Annotated in this window: 14 protein-coding genes; 7 read left to right on the top strand and 7 right to left on the bottom strand. The window is 67.8% G+C overall.

Features of this window, described 5'->3' with window-relative positions; genetic code table 11:
- Positions 1-2: 2 nt before the first annotated feature.
- Positions 3-509 carry a 5-(carboxyamino)imidazole ribonucleotide mutase gene (gene purE, locus ACWZHB_RS33855; RefSeq protein ID WP_427905742.1) on the bottom strand — a complete coding sequence of 169 codons (507 nt, stop codon included), beginning with the start codon at positions 507-509 and terminating at the stop codon, positions 3-5.
- Between the two features lie 43 nt (positions 510-552).
- Entirely contained in the window at positions 553-1,776 is a 1,224-nt protein-coding gene (locus ACWZHB_RS33850; protein WP_427905741.1) for a 5-(carboxyamino)imidazole ribonucleotide synthase, read from the bottom strand.
- A 39-nt stretch (positions 1,777-1,815) separates the two neighbouring features.
- Here ACWZHB_RS33850 and ACWZHB_RS33845 point away from each other — a divergent pair, with 39 nt between their 5' ends.
- The gene (locus ACWZHB_RS33845; protein ID WP_266296331.1) at positions 1,816-2,358 is read left to right on the top strand and encodes a GtrA family protein; all 543 of its coding nucleotides are present in this window, start codon (positions 1,816-1,818) and stop codon (positions 2,356-2,358) included.
- Between the two features lie 22 nt (positions 2,359-2,380).
- On the opposite strand, the gene ACWZHB_RS33840 is transcribed toward ACWZHB_RS33845, so the two are convergent.
- The 3 genes from ACWZHB_RS33840 to ACWZHB_RS33830 are packed head-to-tail and all read right to left on the bottom strand — an operon-like array spanning position 2,381 to position 4,965.
- Positions 2,381-3,688 (bottom strand): sensor histidine kinase, encoded by a 1,308-nt coding sequence (locus ACWZHB_RS33840; RefSeq protein WP_427905740.1) that lies wholly within the window; start codon positions 3,686-3,688, stop codon positions 2,381-2,383.
- Between the two features lie 3 nt (positions 3,689-3,691).
- Positions 3,692-4,390, bottom strand: coding sequence for a response regulator transcription factor (locus ACWZHB_RS33835; protein ID WP_056818039.1), 699 nt, complete (start codon positions 4,388-4,390; stop codon positions 3,692-3,694).
- A 41-nt stretch (positions 4,391-4,431) separates the two neighbouring features.
- The gene (locus ACWZHB_RS33830) at positions 4,432-4,965 is read right to left on the bottom strand and encodes a PH domain-containing protein (RefSeq protein ID WP_427905739.1); all 534 of its coding nucleotides are present in this window, start codon (positions 4,963-4,965) and stop codon (positions 4,432-4,434) included.
- 127 nt (positions 4,966-5,092) lie between these two features.
- On the opposite strand from ACWZHB_RS33830, the gene ACWZHB_RS33825 reads away from it, so the two are divergent.
- Positions 5,093-6,061: an acyl-ACP desaturase gene (locus ACWZHB_RS33825; protein WP_427905738.1), complete on the top strand. Its 969-nt coding sequence runs from the start codon at positions 5,093-5,095 to the stop codon at positions 6,059-6,061.
- Positions 6,062-6,096: 35 nt separating this feature from the next.
- Here the strand turns inward: ACWZHB_RS33825 and ACWZHB_RS33820 are convergent, their stop codons facing one another.
- Positions 6,097-6,885: a biotin--[acetyl-CoA-carboxylase] ligase gene (locus tag ACWZHB_RS33820; RefSeq protein WP_427905737.1), complete on the bottom strand. Its 789-nt coding sequence runs from the start codon at positions 6,883-6,885 to the stop codon at positions 6,097-6,099.
- Positions 6,886-7,008: 123 nt separating this feature from the next.
- Here ACWZHB_RS33820 and ACWZHB_RS33815 point away from each other — a divergent pair, with 123 nt between their 5' ends.
- The 3 genes from ACWZHB_RS33815 to ACWZHB_RS33805 all read left to right on the top strand — a co-directional run bounded on the left by ACWZHB_RS33815 (position 7,009) and on the right by ACWZHB_RS33805 (position 9,786).
- Positions 7,009-8,649 carry an acyl-CoA carboxylase subunit beta gene (locus ACWZHB_RS33815; protein WP_427905736.1) on the top strand — a complete coding sequence of 547 codons (1,641 nt, stop codon included), beginning with the start codon at positions 7,009-7,011 and terminating at the stop codon, positions 8,647-8,649.
- A 129-nt stretch (positions 8,650-8,778) separates the two neighbouring features.
- Positions 8,779-9,108 (top strand): acyl-CoA carboxylase epsilon subunit, encoded by a 330-nt coding sequence (locus tag ACWZHB_RS33810; RefSeq protein ID WP_427905735.1) that lies wholly within the window; start codon positions 8,779-8,781, stop codon positions 9,106-9,108.
- A gap of 42 nt (positions 9,109-9,150) precedes the next feature.
- On the top strand, positions 9,151-9,786 hold the full coding sequence (locus ACWZHB_RS33805) for a nucleoside triphosphate pyrophosphatase (protein ID WP_427905734.1): 636 nt from the start codon (positions 9,151-9,153) through the stop codon (positions 9,784-9,786).
- On the opposite strand, the gene ACWZHB_RS33800 is transcribed toward ACWZHB_RS33805, so the two are convergent.
- On the bottom strand, positions 9,712-10,476 hold the full coding sequence (locus tag ACWZHB_RS33800; protein ID WP_427905733.1) for a helix-turn-helix transcriptional regulator: 765 nt from the start codon (positions 10,474-10,476) through the stop codon (positions 9,712-9,714). The two genes, ACWZHB_RS33805 and ACWZHB_RS33800, sit on opposite strands and share 75 nt — an antisense overlap.
- Positions 10,477-10,624: 148 nt before the next feature.
- Here ACWZHB_RS33800 and ACWZHB_RS33795 point away from each other — a divergent pair, with 148 nt between their 5' ends.
- Together ACWZHB_RS33795 and ACWZHB_RS33790 are read left to right on the top strand one after the other, a co-directional pair.
- Entirely contained in the window at positions 10,625-11,515 is an 891-nt protein-coding gene (locus ACWZHB_RS33795; RefSeq protein ID WP_427905732.1) for a sulfurtransferase, read from the top strand.
- Positions 11,516-11,703: 188 nt separating this feature from the next.
- A complete protein-coding gene (locus ACWZHB_RS33790) occupies positions 11,704-13,503 on the top strand; it encodes an acetyl/propionyl/methylcrotonyl-CoA carboxylase subunit alpha (RefSeq protein ID WP_427905731.1) in 1,800 nt (599 codons plus the stop codon).
- Positions 13,504-13,691: the final 188 nt, after the last annotated feature.

Here is a 13,691-nt window from a genome sequence, read left to right as displayed (position 1 = left end):
GGTCAGCCCAGGAGTTTGTTGCGGAGCGCTTCATCCTTCTCCAGGACCATCTGTTCGAGGCCGGCCTGGAACTGTTCCATGCGGGTGCGCAGGGACTCGTCGGAGGCGCCGAGGATGCGGGCGGCCAGCAGGCCCGCGTTGCGGGCGCCGCCGATGGAGACGGTGGCTACCGGGACGCCTGCGGGCATTTGGACGATCGACAGCAGCGAGTCCATGCCGTCGAGGTACTTCAGCGGCACGGGGACGCCGATGACCGGCAGTGGCGTGGCCGAGGCGACCATGCCGGGCAGGTGCGCCGCGCCGCCCGCGCCCGCGATGATCACCTGGATCCCGCGGCCCGCGGCTTCGCGGGCGTAGTCGAGCATGCGCTGGGGGGTGCGGTGGGCGGAGACCACGCCGACCTCGAAGCGGATGCCGAATTCGGCGAGTGCCTCCGCGGCGGCTTCCATTGTCGGCCAGTCGGAGTCGCTGCCCATGATGAGGCCGACCTGGGGTCCGTTGGTGCTCACGTGAGTTCCTTAATGGTCGAAAAGCAGTGTGGTCGAATCAGTTTCACGCGCCGTGCGGATCCCAGCCGTCGGTCCAGACGGCGTGCGACATCCAGTGCGCCGCCCGTTCGGCCTGCTCGCGGACCTCGGTGACGTCGTCGCCGAGGATGTTGATGTGGCCGATCTTGCGGTCGGGGCGCTCGCCCTTGCCGTAGAGGTGCACCTTGGCCTCGGGGAGGCGGGCGAACAGGTGATGCAGGCGTTCGTCCATCGACATCTCGGGAGCCACGGCGGCACCGAGGATGTTCGACATCACGGTCACCGGCGCGAGGGGGCTGGTGTCGCCGAGCGGGTAGTCGAGGACCGCGCGCAGGTGCTGCTCGAACTGCCCGGTGCGGGCGCCGTCCATGCCCCAGTGGCCGGAGTTGTGCGGGCGCATGGCCAGCTCGTTCACCAGGAGTTCGCCGTCGTGGGTCTCGAACAGCTCCACGGCCATGACTCCCACCACACCGAGGCCCGCGGCGAGCTCGAGCGCCATGGTCTCGGCGCGCGCGCCGAGGTCCTCGTCCAGGTCCTGGGCGGGGGCGATCACGACGGCGCACTGACCGTTGCGCTGGACCGTCTCCACGACCGGCCAGGTCGCGGCCTGCCCGAACGGCGAACGCGCGACCATCGCCGACAGCTCACGCTTCAGTGAGACCTTCGACTCAGCCAGCAACTGCACACCGCGCGCGAGCTGGTCGGTGACCAGCCGGGTGGCCTCGGCCGCATCGGCGGGCATCCACACCCCGCGACCGTCGTAGCCACCACGCACGGCCTTCAGCACGAAGGGCCAGCCGTGCTCGTCACCGAAGGCGACAGCGTCGGCGGGCGCGGTGACCTCGACGAACGCGGGCACCGGCAGACCGAGCGCGGAGAGTTTGTTGCGCATCGCCAGCTTGTCCTGGGCGAAGATCAGCGCCTGTGGCGGCGGGGAAACGTTCACGCCCTCGGCGACCAGCACGTCGAGGTGCTCGGTCGGCACGTGCTCGTGGTCGAAGGTCAGCGCGTGCGAACCGCGGGCGGCTTCGCGCAGCGCGGACAGGTCGTCGTGGCTGCCGAGCACCACGTCGGGGGTGACCTGGGCGGCCGGGTCGTCGGGCCGCTCGGCGAGCACCCGTAGACGCTGGCCGAGGGCGACCGCGGCCTGGTGCGTCATGCGCGCGAGCTGGCCCCCACCGACCATCGTGACGGTGGGCATGGCTGACGGATCGAATGAACGTGCACTCACGTCGTGCAATGTTGTCATGTCGAATGCGAATGTTTGCGACCGGTACACTCAGAACTCGTGTCAATCGTCGACGACGTGGTCAGCGTCCTTCCCCCGCGCCTGCGCGAAATCGCGATCAGGCATAAAGAGCTGATCAAGTTCGCCCTCGTCGGCGCCACGACGTTCGTGATCGACAGCGGCCTGTACTACCTCCTGAAATGGACGGTTCTCGCGGATAAACCGCTCACCGCCAAGATCATCTCGGGCGTGGTGGCGGTGATCGCCTCCTACATCCTCAACCGGGAATGGTCGTTCAAGAATCGGGGCGGCCGGGAGAAGCATCACGAGGCGCTGCTGTTCTTCGGGGTGAGCGGGATCGGCGTGGTCCTGGCCAATATCCCGCTGTGGATCTCGATCTATGTGCTCGATCTGCGCGAACCGCATGTGAGCTTCGCCGTCGCGAACATCGCCGACTTCTTCAGCGCGTTCATCATCGGCAATCTGCTGCAGATGGCGTTCCGGTTCTGGGCGATGCGGCGCTGGGTGTTCCCCGACGAGATCGACGAGCTCGTCGCCGAGTTCGAGGACCTGGTCGAGGAAGAGCACCTCGGCCACAGCTGAGCCCGGTCCACCGACAATTAAGTCAGCGCGGCTCGGTCAGCGTCGCGTTCTGCGGGCGATTGAGCTTGGAGCCGAGGAACACCGCGAACAGGGCCGGACGGCGGCGCTGCAGCTCGAGCCTGCCACCGTCGGCCTCGACCAGCGCGCGGGCAAGCGCGAGACCGACACCGGTCGACCCGCCCGCGGAGAAACCACGATCGAAGATGTGCGGTGCGAGCTCATCGCGCACACCCTCGCCCTCGTCGGACACCTCCACACAGATCAGCGGGTCGCGCGAGCTCATCGTCGGGACCGTGCGCACCGAGACCGTGCAGGTGCCGCCACCGTGCATCAGGGCGTTGTCGACCAGCACCGCGACGGCCTCACGCAGCCGTGAACCGCTGATCGGGGCCTGCAGGGATTCGTCGCCGAGCAGCAGCAGTTCGCGCCCGGCCTCGTGGAACGGGTGGGTCCACTCGGTGACGACGCCGCGCAGTTCCGCCACCACCGGGACCGGGTCGCGGTCGGTGGCGTCTTCGTCGCGGGAGGCGCGGACCAAGTCGTCGATGGCCTCGGTGAGCCGGTCGACCTGCGCCATCGCCTCCTCTGCCTCGTGTACCACCTCGGGATCGGCATGGGTGGACAACTCGTCGAGGCGCAGGCGAACGGCGGTCAGGCGGCTGCGCAGCTGGTGGGAAACGTCGGCTACCAGCGCGTGCTCGCGTTGCAGTCGGCCCGCGATCTCGACGGTCGCCGAATCGAGCACGTCCGAGACCCGGTCGAGTTCGGCGATGCCGTGGCGGCGCGGATCGGGCCGGAAGTCGCCCATCGCCAGCCGCGCGGCCCTGGCGGCCACGTCGCGTAGCGGGTCGGCGACGCGGCGCGCGGTCACCACCGCGACCGAGAACGCCGCACCGAGCGAGGCGAGCACGGCCAGCGCCACCGCGGCCACCGCCTGCTCCTGCCGGGAGTGCATCGGCCCGGCGGGCACCTCGAGGCGCAGCGAACCGGACGTACCCATCGACAGCGACTCGACCAGCGGATCGCCGACCTCCGCGACCCCGATATCGGTACGCGCGGCATTGTCCTGCGGGGTCGGGTAGACGATCGTGAGCTTGCCGCCCTCAGGGACCAGCGCGCTCATGGCTCGTACGTCGAGGCCGTCGTGGACGGTCCCGTCGATACGTTCCTGGGCGATCACCTCGGTCGAGATCCGTTCGAGGCGGCTCTGCAGATCGTTGCGGGTGATGTCTTCGACCCACAGCCAGGCCGTGTAGATCAGCGGCACGCCGAGCACCACCGTGGTGATGGTCAACACGGTCAGGATCGAACGCAGGATGCGGCGGCGCACCCGTCAGCCTCGGTGCGAGGTGGGTCCGTCGGTATTGAGCCGGAACCCGACACCGCGCACGGTGACGATCCGGCGCTCCGCCATCGGGCCCTCGTCGCCGATCTTGCGACGCAACCAGGACATGTGCATGTCGAGGGTCTTGGAGCCACGCAGGTCGGCGTCGCCCCATACCTCGCGCAGGATGGTCTCGCGCGCCACCACCTGACCGGCCCGGTCGATGAGAACCTTGAGCAGCTCGTACTCCTTGTTGGCCAGGTTCACCTCGGCCCCGTTCACCAGCACCCGGCGGGCCGCTGGTTCGAGCCGGATCGCGCCGACTTCCACCGCGTCGTCACCGATACCGCTGCGCCGCAACAGCGCTCGCACGCGGGCGAGGAGTTCGGCCAGCCGGAACGGTTTGCCGACATAGTCGTCGGCACCCGCGTCGAGACCGACCACGAAGTCGACCTCGTCGGTCCGGGCGGTGAGCATCAACACAGCCAGATCGGCGCCGCTCGCGCGCACCTGCCTGCACACCTCCAGCCCGTCCATGCCGGGCAAGCCGAGATCGAGGATCAGCAGGTCGTGATTGCCCTCGAGGGCACGGCGCAACACCGCGGGGCCGAAGCGTTCGACGGTGACGGTGTAGCCCTCACGCCCCAGTGCGCGCGACAGGGGTGCGGCGATCGCCTCATCGTCTTCGGCCAGCAGGACTGCGGTCATGTGCACAGGTTAAATGTTTCTGATCAGCGAGGACGGGCAGCTCACCGGTAGCCGCCACCCCAGTGCTGCTCGTTGGCGGAACGACCCGCCTCGAACACCTGGTGGTAGAGCAGCGAGTGGACCTGCTGCACCTGGGGCACGTCGTCGTATTCGAGCGGCTCCTCCGACGAGGACCCGATGATCAACGTGCCGGTGCCGAGCACCCGGTCCCAGAGACCGTGCCGGAACTGCACACTGGAGATGCGGCTGAGCGGGATGTCGATGCCGGTGTGGGTGAGCACGCCCTGGCGCACCAGCACCCGTCGCCCGGTGACGATGAAATGCGTGGACTTCCAGGCGATCACCCGGGCGACGACCCGCCACGCGATCAGCCCGGCCCAGACCAGACCGATCAGGATCAGCAGCACCGTGCGCGCGTGGCCGGTGGTGTTGCGGTAGGCCAGCCCGCCGAGGAATCCGGCGAGCGCGGTGGCGGCGATGAGAAAGACGATGGGCCAGACCAGCATTTTCCAATGCGGGTGGCGGTGCAGGATCAGCTGCTCGTCGGGCGCGAGGACATCCTCCGGGTAACCCATGCTCGAACAGTACCGCGATGACACACCGCATTTCTCGATGCCACGGCTGAGGCGATACTGTGGATTACACGCTAGATGCCAGGTTTTGCCCATATCTGCTTGCTCGACACCGACAGTGGAGGCACGCGTGACCGAAGATCTGACTCAGCTCGAAATCCTCACGGCCCTCGAACCTGTGGCCGAACAGAACCTCAACCGGCACCTTTCCATCGCCAAGGACTGGAATCCGCACGACTACGTGCCGTGGGAGGAAGGCCGCAATTTCGCCGCGATGGGCGGAACCGACTGGGAGCCTTCGCAATCGAGGCTCACCGATGTCGCCAAGGCGGCGATGATCACCAATCTGCTCACCGAGGACAATCTGCCCTCCTACCACCGCGAGATCGCCGAGAACTTCTCCCTCGACGGCGCGTGGGGCACCTGGGTGGGCCGCTGGACCGCCGAGGAGAACCGCCACGGCATCGTGATCCGCGACTACCTCGTGGTGACCCGCGGCGTCGACCCGGTGGCGCTGGAAGAAGCGCGGATGGTCCACATGACCCAGGGCGCGCACGCACCGGCGAACTGGGGTGGGTTCCTGGTGAACGTCGCGTATGTGACGTTCCAGGAGCTGGCCACTCGGGTGAGCCACCGCAACACCGGTCGCGTCTGCGACGACCCGGTCGCCGACAAGATGCTGGCCCGCGTCGCCACCGACGAGAACCTGCACATGATCTTCTACCGCAACCTCTGCGCGGCGGCCCTCGACCTCGCCCCCGACCAGGCGATGCCCGCGATCACCAAGGTGCTCACCAATTTCCAGATGCCGGGCGCGGGCATGCCCAACTGGCGGCGCAACGGCGTGCTGATGGCCAAGCACGGCATCTACGACCTGCGCCAGCACCTCGACGAGGTGGTGCGTCCGGTACTCAAGCAGTGGGATGTCTTCGAACGCAACGACTTCGGTGCGCGAGGCGAGGCGGCCCGCGACGAGCTCGCGCTGTTCATCGACAAGCTGGAGAAGGACGTGCTGCGGTTCGAGGAACAGCGCGACCGGCTGCTGGCGCGCGAGCGCGAGGTGGCCGAGCGTGCGACCGCGGGTGCGGCCGCACGCTGATCCGTGCCGGGGACGGGCCCGCTTCGGGCCCGTCCTCAGTATTGTCCGCGCAGGTGGGAGACGTCGCCCGCGGACACCGCTTCGCCGCCGATGAGCAGTCGACCGGTGTCGTCGATGCCGGTCGCGACACCGGTGATCACCTTGCCGCCGGGAAGTTCGGCGCGCACGTCGACGCCGATGGTGGCGCAGCGTTCGCGATAGGCGGTCGCCAGTTCGGCGCTGTCCCAGCCCGACCGCTCCCATGCGGTGAAGCGGCGCGCGAATTCGGCCAGGATCGCCGCGACAAGGGCGGTGCGGTCGATACTCCGCGCACCGGCCAGCGACAGCGAAGTCGCGTGGGCGACAGGCAGTTCCGACTCGTCGAGGTCGACGTTCATCCCGATACCGACCACCACCGCGGGCGCGATGCCGGTCGCGGCGACCTCGGCCAGGATGCCCGCGAGCTTGCGGCCGTCGAGCAGCACATCGTTCGGCCACTTCAGATCCGGTGCGACGCCCGCCGCGCCGCGCAGCGCGTCGACCACGGCGATCCCGGTGAGTAACGGCAACCAGCCGAGCGCGCCGGGGTCGATGCCGGGCAGGCGCACCAGGATCGACAGCGAGATCTGCGCGCGCGGCGGACTCACCCAGGCGCGGGCATGCCGACCGCGACCGCTCACCTGTTCCTCGGCGAGCAGAGCCTGGCGGTCGACGGACGGGTCGGCGGCACGGGCGACCAAGTCGGCGTTGGTCGATCCGGTCGATTCGACTACATCGACCCGGTCGTAGAACGACAGTCCCTGCGAGCTGCGCAGACGCGGTACATCGATGGGTGCCCTGTTCATTCTCGGCACGTTACTGGAGTTCACTGTGAAGGGTCATGACCATACCTAGCTGGGGTTTCTCTACTGACCGGTAGGCGAGACTGCCGTAGTGCGTGACGGTGTCACTCGTTACACTCGCAACCCATGACGAGTGTCCAGCAGCAGCCCGCATCGGAATCGGCGGGCACCCCCGATATCCACACCACCGCCGGGAAGCTGGCTGATCTGCGGAATCGGCTGGAAGAAGCGCAACACCCGATGGGTGAGGCCGCGGTCGACAAGGTGCACGCCAAGGGCAAGATGACAGCGCGCGAGCGCATCCTCGCCCTCGTCGACGAAGGCTCCTTCGTCGAACTCGATGCCCTGGCCAAGCACCGCAGCGTGAATTTCGGCCTCGAGCACAACCGCCCGCTCGGTGACGGTGTCGTCACCGGCTACGGCACCATCGACGGCCGCGACGTGTGCATCTTCTCCCAGGACGTCACCGTGTTCGGTGGCTCCCTCGGCGAGGTCTACGGCGAGAAGATCGTCAAGGTGATGGACCTGGCGATCAAGACCGGCCGCCCGCTGGTCGGCATCAACGAAGGCGCGGGCGCGCGGATCCAGGAGGGCGTCGTCTCCCTCGGGCTCTACGGCGAGATCTTCCACCGCAACGTGCAGGCCTCCGGCGTGATCCCGCAGATCTCGCTGATCATGGGTGCCGCCGCCGGTGGTCACGTGTACTCCCCCGCGCTCACCGACTTCGTGGTGATGGTCGATCAGACCTCCCAGATGTTCGTCACCGGCCCCGACGTGATCAAGACCGTCACCGGTGAAGAGGTCTCCATGGAGGACCTCGGTGGCGCACACACCCACATGGTGAAGTCCGGTGTGGCCCACTACGTCGCCTCCGGCGAGCAGGACGCCCTCGACTACGTCAAGGACCTGCTGGGCTACCTGCCGAGCAACAACCGCGCCGAGGCCCCGCGCCACGCGCCGACCGACCCGATCAACGGTGCGATCGAAGACGCCCTCACCGACGAGGACATCGAGCTCGACACGATCATCCCGGACTCGCCGAACCAGCCCTACGACATGCACGAGGTCATCCGCCGTCTGCTCGACGACGACGAGTTCCTCGAGGTCCAGGCCGAGCGCGCGATGAACATCATCTGCGGCTTCGGCCGGGTGGACGGGCGCAGCGTCGGCATCGTCGCCAACCAGCCGACCCAGTTCGCCGGCTGCCTCGACATCGACGCCTCGGAGAAGGCCGCGCGCTTCGTGCGCACCTGCGACGCCTTCAACATCCCGATCATCACCCTGGTGGACGTGCCCGGCTTCCTGCCCGGCACCGGCCAGGAATACAACGGCATCATCCGCCGTGGCGCGAAGCTGCTCTACGCCTACGGCGAAGCCACTGTGGGAAAGATCACGATCATCACTCGCAAGGCCTACGGCGGCGCCTACGACGTCATGGGTTCCAAGCACATGGGCGCCGATGTGAACCTGGCGTGGCCGACCGCGCAGATCGCCGTGATGGGTGCCTCGGGCGCCGTCGGCTTCGTCTACCGCAAGCAGCTGCTCGAAGCCGCCAAGAACGGCGACGACGTCGACGCACTGCGCCTCGAGCTGCAGAACGAGTACGAGGACACTCTGGTGAACCCGTATGTGGCCGCCGAGCGTGGCTACGTCGACGCGGTCATCCCGCCCTCGCACACCCGTGGCCAGATCGTGTCGGCGCTGAGGCTCCTCGAACGCAAAATGGTGACCATGCCGCCGAAGAAACACGGCAACATTCCGCTCTGAAAACGCGATATTCCCGAAGAGCCGCGCACACTGATTGTGGGAAGCAACTATTGATCAGCGCGGTTCTACCGGGAATGATCGCGGCAACCGCGCTGTGAAGCGAAGTAAGTGCAGGAAGGATCTGGCACTGTGACAACTGTGGCAGAAGAAGACGTGCTGACAGTCGCCGAGCTCGAGCTCGCCGTCGAACCACTCGTCGAAGAGGCTCAACTGACAGTGGACGCGGTGGCGCAGGCCCCCGTCGACGCCGCGGGCGAGCCGCTGTTCCGCATTCTCAAGGGCTCGCCCACCGATCAGGACATCGCGGCTCTGGTCGCCGTCCTGAGCGTGGCGGCCGCCAGCGCGCCCGCTGCTGGATCGAACGGACCGGCCGACGCCTGGGGCACAGCGACGATCATGCATCGGGGCACGAACCCGTTCTCGCCGTACGTGTACCCGATGCTGTCGCATCTGCGCTGAGGTGAACGAGCTGGGTGCTGCGGTGAACGAGCTGGTGCTGCGGTGACCAGGCTGGTTCTCGCGTCGGCCTCCGTCGGCAGGCTCGGGATCCTGCGCAACGCGGGCATCGACCCCGTCGTGCGGGTCTCGGGCGTAGACGAGGACGCGGTCGCGGCGGCGCTGCCCGCGGGCACCTCGTCGCACGATGTCGTCGTTGCCCTGGCTCGCGCCAAGGCGGTCGACGTCGCCGCGTCGATTCCCGATCTCAGCGCGGACTGTGTCGTGGTCGGCTGCGATTCGATGCTGCTCGTCGACGGGGAGCTCCAAGGTAAACCGCACACCCCGGAGGTGGCGCGCGAGCGCTGGGCCACGATGGCCGGGCGCAGCGCGGACCTGATCACCGGACACTGCGTCCTGCGACTGCGCGATGGCGAGATCGTCGCGGACTCGGCCGAATGCAGCAGCACCACGGTGCATTTCGCGAAGCCGACGCCGGAGGAACTCGATACCTACATCGCCTCCGGCGAACCACTCAAGGTCGCGGGCGCGTTCACGTTGGACGGCCGGGGCGGCTGGTTCGTCGACCGGATCGACGGCGACCCGTCCAGTGTGATCGGGCTCGGTCTACCGCTGTTGCGCCGACTGCTCGAAGACGTCGGTATCGGTGTCACGCAGCTGTGGCGGGATCCGCGGGACTGACGGCGCGATCACGTGCTGATCGCCCGGCTCCTTGGCCGGGGTGCGATCGGGCGCGGTCATCGTCAGGTCGAGCCGGGCCGTACACAGCTCTGGCTCGATGAACGGGTGCAGCTGCACGTCCACCCGGCCACGGGCGCCGTTGCGTTCGAGCACCTCCCGCATGAGGCCCATGTGCACACCGCACACCACCTCGGCGTGCGAGCGGGCCAGTTCCCGCAGCGGGCAGGCGGTGAGGTTGATCTGGACGTGTTCCGGTGTCTCGCCGGCCGGGTCCTTCTCGGGCGCGAACCCGAGTTCCGACATCAGCGACATGGTGATGTCCCTGGCGTCGGCCAGGGTTTCCACCGGCTGCGTGCCGATATCCATCCGCGCGCCCCAGGCGCGGCCCGCGGCCACGGCGGCGGCGGACCGGGCGACCGGATCGGGGCCGAGATGGTCGGCCAGTACCTGCGCGAGCTCCTGATATCCCACCGAGCGCTGCACCGCGCGATAGCCGATGCGTGGGCGTCCGCGCCCGCGTGGCGGCTGCTGGAACTGGCGAACCAGCGATTCACGGGTGAGGACATCGAGGTGGAATCGGACGGTGGTGACGTGCTGTCCGGTGATGCGGGCAAGTTCCTGGGCATCGAGGGGCTCGGTGGCGCCACGTAGGATCGCGAGCAGTCGCCGTCGCGGCCAAGAATCGGACATAGCTCACCCCTCCTCTCCAGAGACTTTATCGGACATCCGTGCGCTTTATTCGCCCATTGTGTCGATTCGTGATGTGCCACCACACACTTACCATCGGCTGCGACCACACAGTGGTCGCACCCACCCAACTCGCGTGAAGGACCACACTGTGCCTGTCGCCCCGGATCCGCACCCCGCCTTCGGTTCCTACGCAGTCCCGCATCGATTGGTAACCACAGAATGGCTGTCCGCAAACATCGGCGTGCGTGGTTTACGAATCATCGAGTCCAACGATGACATCCTGCTCTACGACATCGGCCATGTCCCGGGCGCGGTCAAAATCGATTGGCGCGGCGACCTGAGCGACCCGGTGACCCGCGATTATGTCGACGGCAAGCGCTTCACCGAGCTGATGCGCGCCAAAGGTATCGAGCGCGACGACACCATCGTGATCTACGGCGATCGCGGCAATGCCCAGGCCGCGCACACCGCGTGGATCTTCACGCTGTTCGGCCACGAGGACGTGCGCCTGCTCGACGGCGGCCGCGACGCCTGGATCTCCGAGGAACGCGACACCACCTTCGACCAGCCCTATCCGGTGCCGAGCGACTACCCCGAGGTGGTCCGCGACGACTCGACCGCGCGCGCGTTCCGCGAGGAGGTGCTCGGCAGGCTCGGCAAGCCCCTGGTCGACGTGCGCTCGGCGCAGGAGTACTCGGGCGAACTCGAGGACAAACCACTCAACCAGGAGTACGCCGCCCTGCGTGGCGGGCACGTGCCGACCGCGGTGAACATCCCGTGGACCGAGGCGGCCACGAACGACGGCCGTTTCCGCTCGCGCGCCGATCTGGACGAGGTCTACGGCGCGCTGCCCGCCGACGATCTGGTCGTGTACAGCCGGGTCGGCGAGCGGTCCAGCCACACCTGGTTCGTCCTGACGTTCCTGCTCGGCCGCAGGTCGGTACGTAATTACGACGGTTCGTGGATCGAATGGGGCAATTCGGTGCGCGTACCGATCGTCACCGGCACCGAGCCCGGTGTCGCGAATCAGATCATTTGAAACATGTTCACATCCTCGGGCGCCGCGTAGTGTGACCTGCGACCTACTGGACAGTAGGGCTAGCCGAGTTCGAGCAGGGTTGGCACACTGCCTACACTCGCCCGAGACGAAAGTTGTCGATACCGGGCACGGGGCCTAACCGGCGACCCGTACCCCGACGCGACCAAAGATTGCACACAGGAGGCTCAGTGCCCAGCCATGCCAGCGCACGGATCACAAAGGTACTCGTAGCTAACCGCGGCGAGATCGCGGTTCGCGTGATCCGGGCTGCCAAGGACGCGGGAATCACCAGCGTCGCGGTGTACGCCGAGCCCGATGCCGACGCTCCCTTCGTGAAGCTCGCCGACGAGGCGTTCGCCCTCGGCGGTCAGACCTCTGCCGAGTCGTACCTCGTGTTCGACAAGATCCTCGACGCCGCGGCCAAGTCCGGCGCCGACGCGATCCACCCCGGCTACGGTTTCCTCTCCGAGAACGCCGACTTCGCCCAGGCCGTGATCGACGCCGGGCTGATCTGGATCGGCCCGTCGCCGCAGTCCATCCGCGACCTGGGTGACAAGGTCACCGCGCGTCACATCGCCGAGAAGGCGAAGGCGCCGATGGCCGCGGGCACCAAGGACCCGGTCAAGAACGCCGACGAGGTCGTCGCGTTCGCCAAGGAGTACGGCGTCCCGGTGGCCATCAAGGCCGCTTTCGGTGGCGGTGGCCGCGGCATGAAGGTCGCCCACACCATCGAGGAGATCCCCGAGCTGTTCGACTCCGCGGTGCGTGAGGCGACCGCCGCGTTCGGTCGCGGCGAGTGCTTCGTCGAGCAGTACCTCGACAAGGCCCGCCACGTCGAAGCCCAGGTCATCGCCGACCAGCACGGCAACGTGGTCGTCGCCGGTACCCGCGACTGCTCGCTGCAGCGCCGGTTCCAGAAGCTCGTCGAGGAGGCGCCCGCGCCGTTCCTGTCCGACGAGGTGCGCGCCGCCATCCACGAGTCGGCCAAGCGCATCTGCCGCGAGGCGGGCTACTACGGTGCGGGCACCGTGGAGTACCTGGTGCAGGGCGAGACCGTGTCGTTCCTCGAGGTGAACACCCGTCTGCAGGTGGAGCACCCGGTCACCGAGGAGACCGCGGGCATCGACCTGGTGCGCCAGCAGTTCCGCATCGCCAACGGCGAGGAACTGACCATCACCGAGGACCCCACCCCGCGTGGCCACTCGTTCGAGTTCCGGATCAACGGTGAGGACGCCGGTCGCGGCTTCCTGCCCGCTCCCGGCCCGGTGAACGTCTACCGCGAGCCCTCGGGTCCCGGTGTGCGCGTCGACTCCGGTGTGGTCCAGGGCAGCGTCATCGGTGGTCAGTTCGACTCGATGCTGGCCAAGCTGATCGTCACCGGCGAGAACCGCGAGCAGGCGCTGCAGCGTGCCCGTCGCGCGCTGGCCGAGTTCGAGGTCGAGGGCCTGGCGACGGTGATCCCGTTCCACCGCGCGGTCATCGAGGATCCGGCCTTCATCGGTGACGGCCAGACCTTCGACGTCTACACCAAGTGGATCGAGAACGAGTGGAAGAACACCGTCGAGCCGTACACCGCCGGTGGCGCGGCCGACGATGACGACGACGATCTGCCCCGGCAGAAGGTTGTCGTCGAGGTCGGTGGCCGTCGCGTGGAGGTGTCGCTGCCCGGTCAGTTCACCCTCGGTGGCGGTGCGGCCGGTTCGGCGGGCAACGGTGTGGTCCGCAAGAAGCCGAAGGCGCGCAAGCGTGGTGGCGCCGGTGCCGGTGCCGCCTCCGGTGACGCGGTGACCGCGCCCATGCAGGGCACCGTCGTGAAGGTCGCGGTCGAAGAGGGCCAGACCGTCGAGGCGGGCGACCTGATCGTCGTGCTCGAGGCCATGAAGATGGAGAACCCGGTCAACGCGCACAAGGCCGGTGTCGTCACCGGGCTCGCTGTCGCGGCGGGCGCGGCGATCACCCAGGGCACCGTCCTGGCGGAGATCAAGTAGAAGCTCTTCACCAACGGGCGCCGGTCTTCCCGACCGGCGCCCGTTGTCGTTCTCGCGGGAAACACCGGCCTTCGGACGCGTCCGAGCCCGTCTCCTCGCGACCGGCGGAAGTCGCGGGGACGGCCAGCTGAACGAACGGCGAAGATCACCCATCTCCGCAGGCCGAGCGGCCGGGTTCTGTCGTATCG

The organism is Nocardia sp. FBN12 (assembly GCF_054031145.1).
The sequence above is the reverse complement of the archived record's forward strand: the minus strand, read 5'-3'. Positions and strand labels throughout refer to the sequence as shown.

Coding starts and splice junctions, on each gene's coding strand:
- ACWZHB_RS33815 (WP_427905736.1), top strand. CDS start 7,009: ATGACGAGTGTCCAGCAGCAGCCCGCATCGGAATCGGCGGGCACCCCC.
- ACWZHB_RS33830 (WP_427905739.1), bottom strand. CDS start 4,965: ATGGGTTACCCGGAGGATGTCCTCGCGCCCGACGAGCAGCTGATCCTG.
- ACWZHB_RS33835 (WP_056818039.1), bottom strand. CDS start 4,390: ATGACCGCAGTCCTGCTGGCCGAAGACGATGAGGCGATCGCCGCACCC.
- ACWZHB_RS33820 (WP_427905737.1), bottom strand. CDS start 6,885: ATGAACAGGGCACCCATCGATGTACCGCGTCTGCGCAGCTCGCAGGGA.
- ACWZHB_RS33800 (WP_427905733.1), bottom strand. CDS start 10,476: ATGTCCGATTCTTGGCCGCGACGGCGACTGCTCGCGATCCTACGTGGC.
- ACWZHB_RS33850 (WP_427905741.1), bottom strand. CDS start 1,776: ATGACAACATTGCACGACGTGAGTGCACGTTCATTCGATCCGTCAGCC.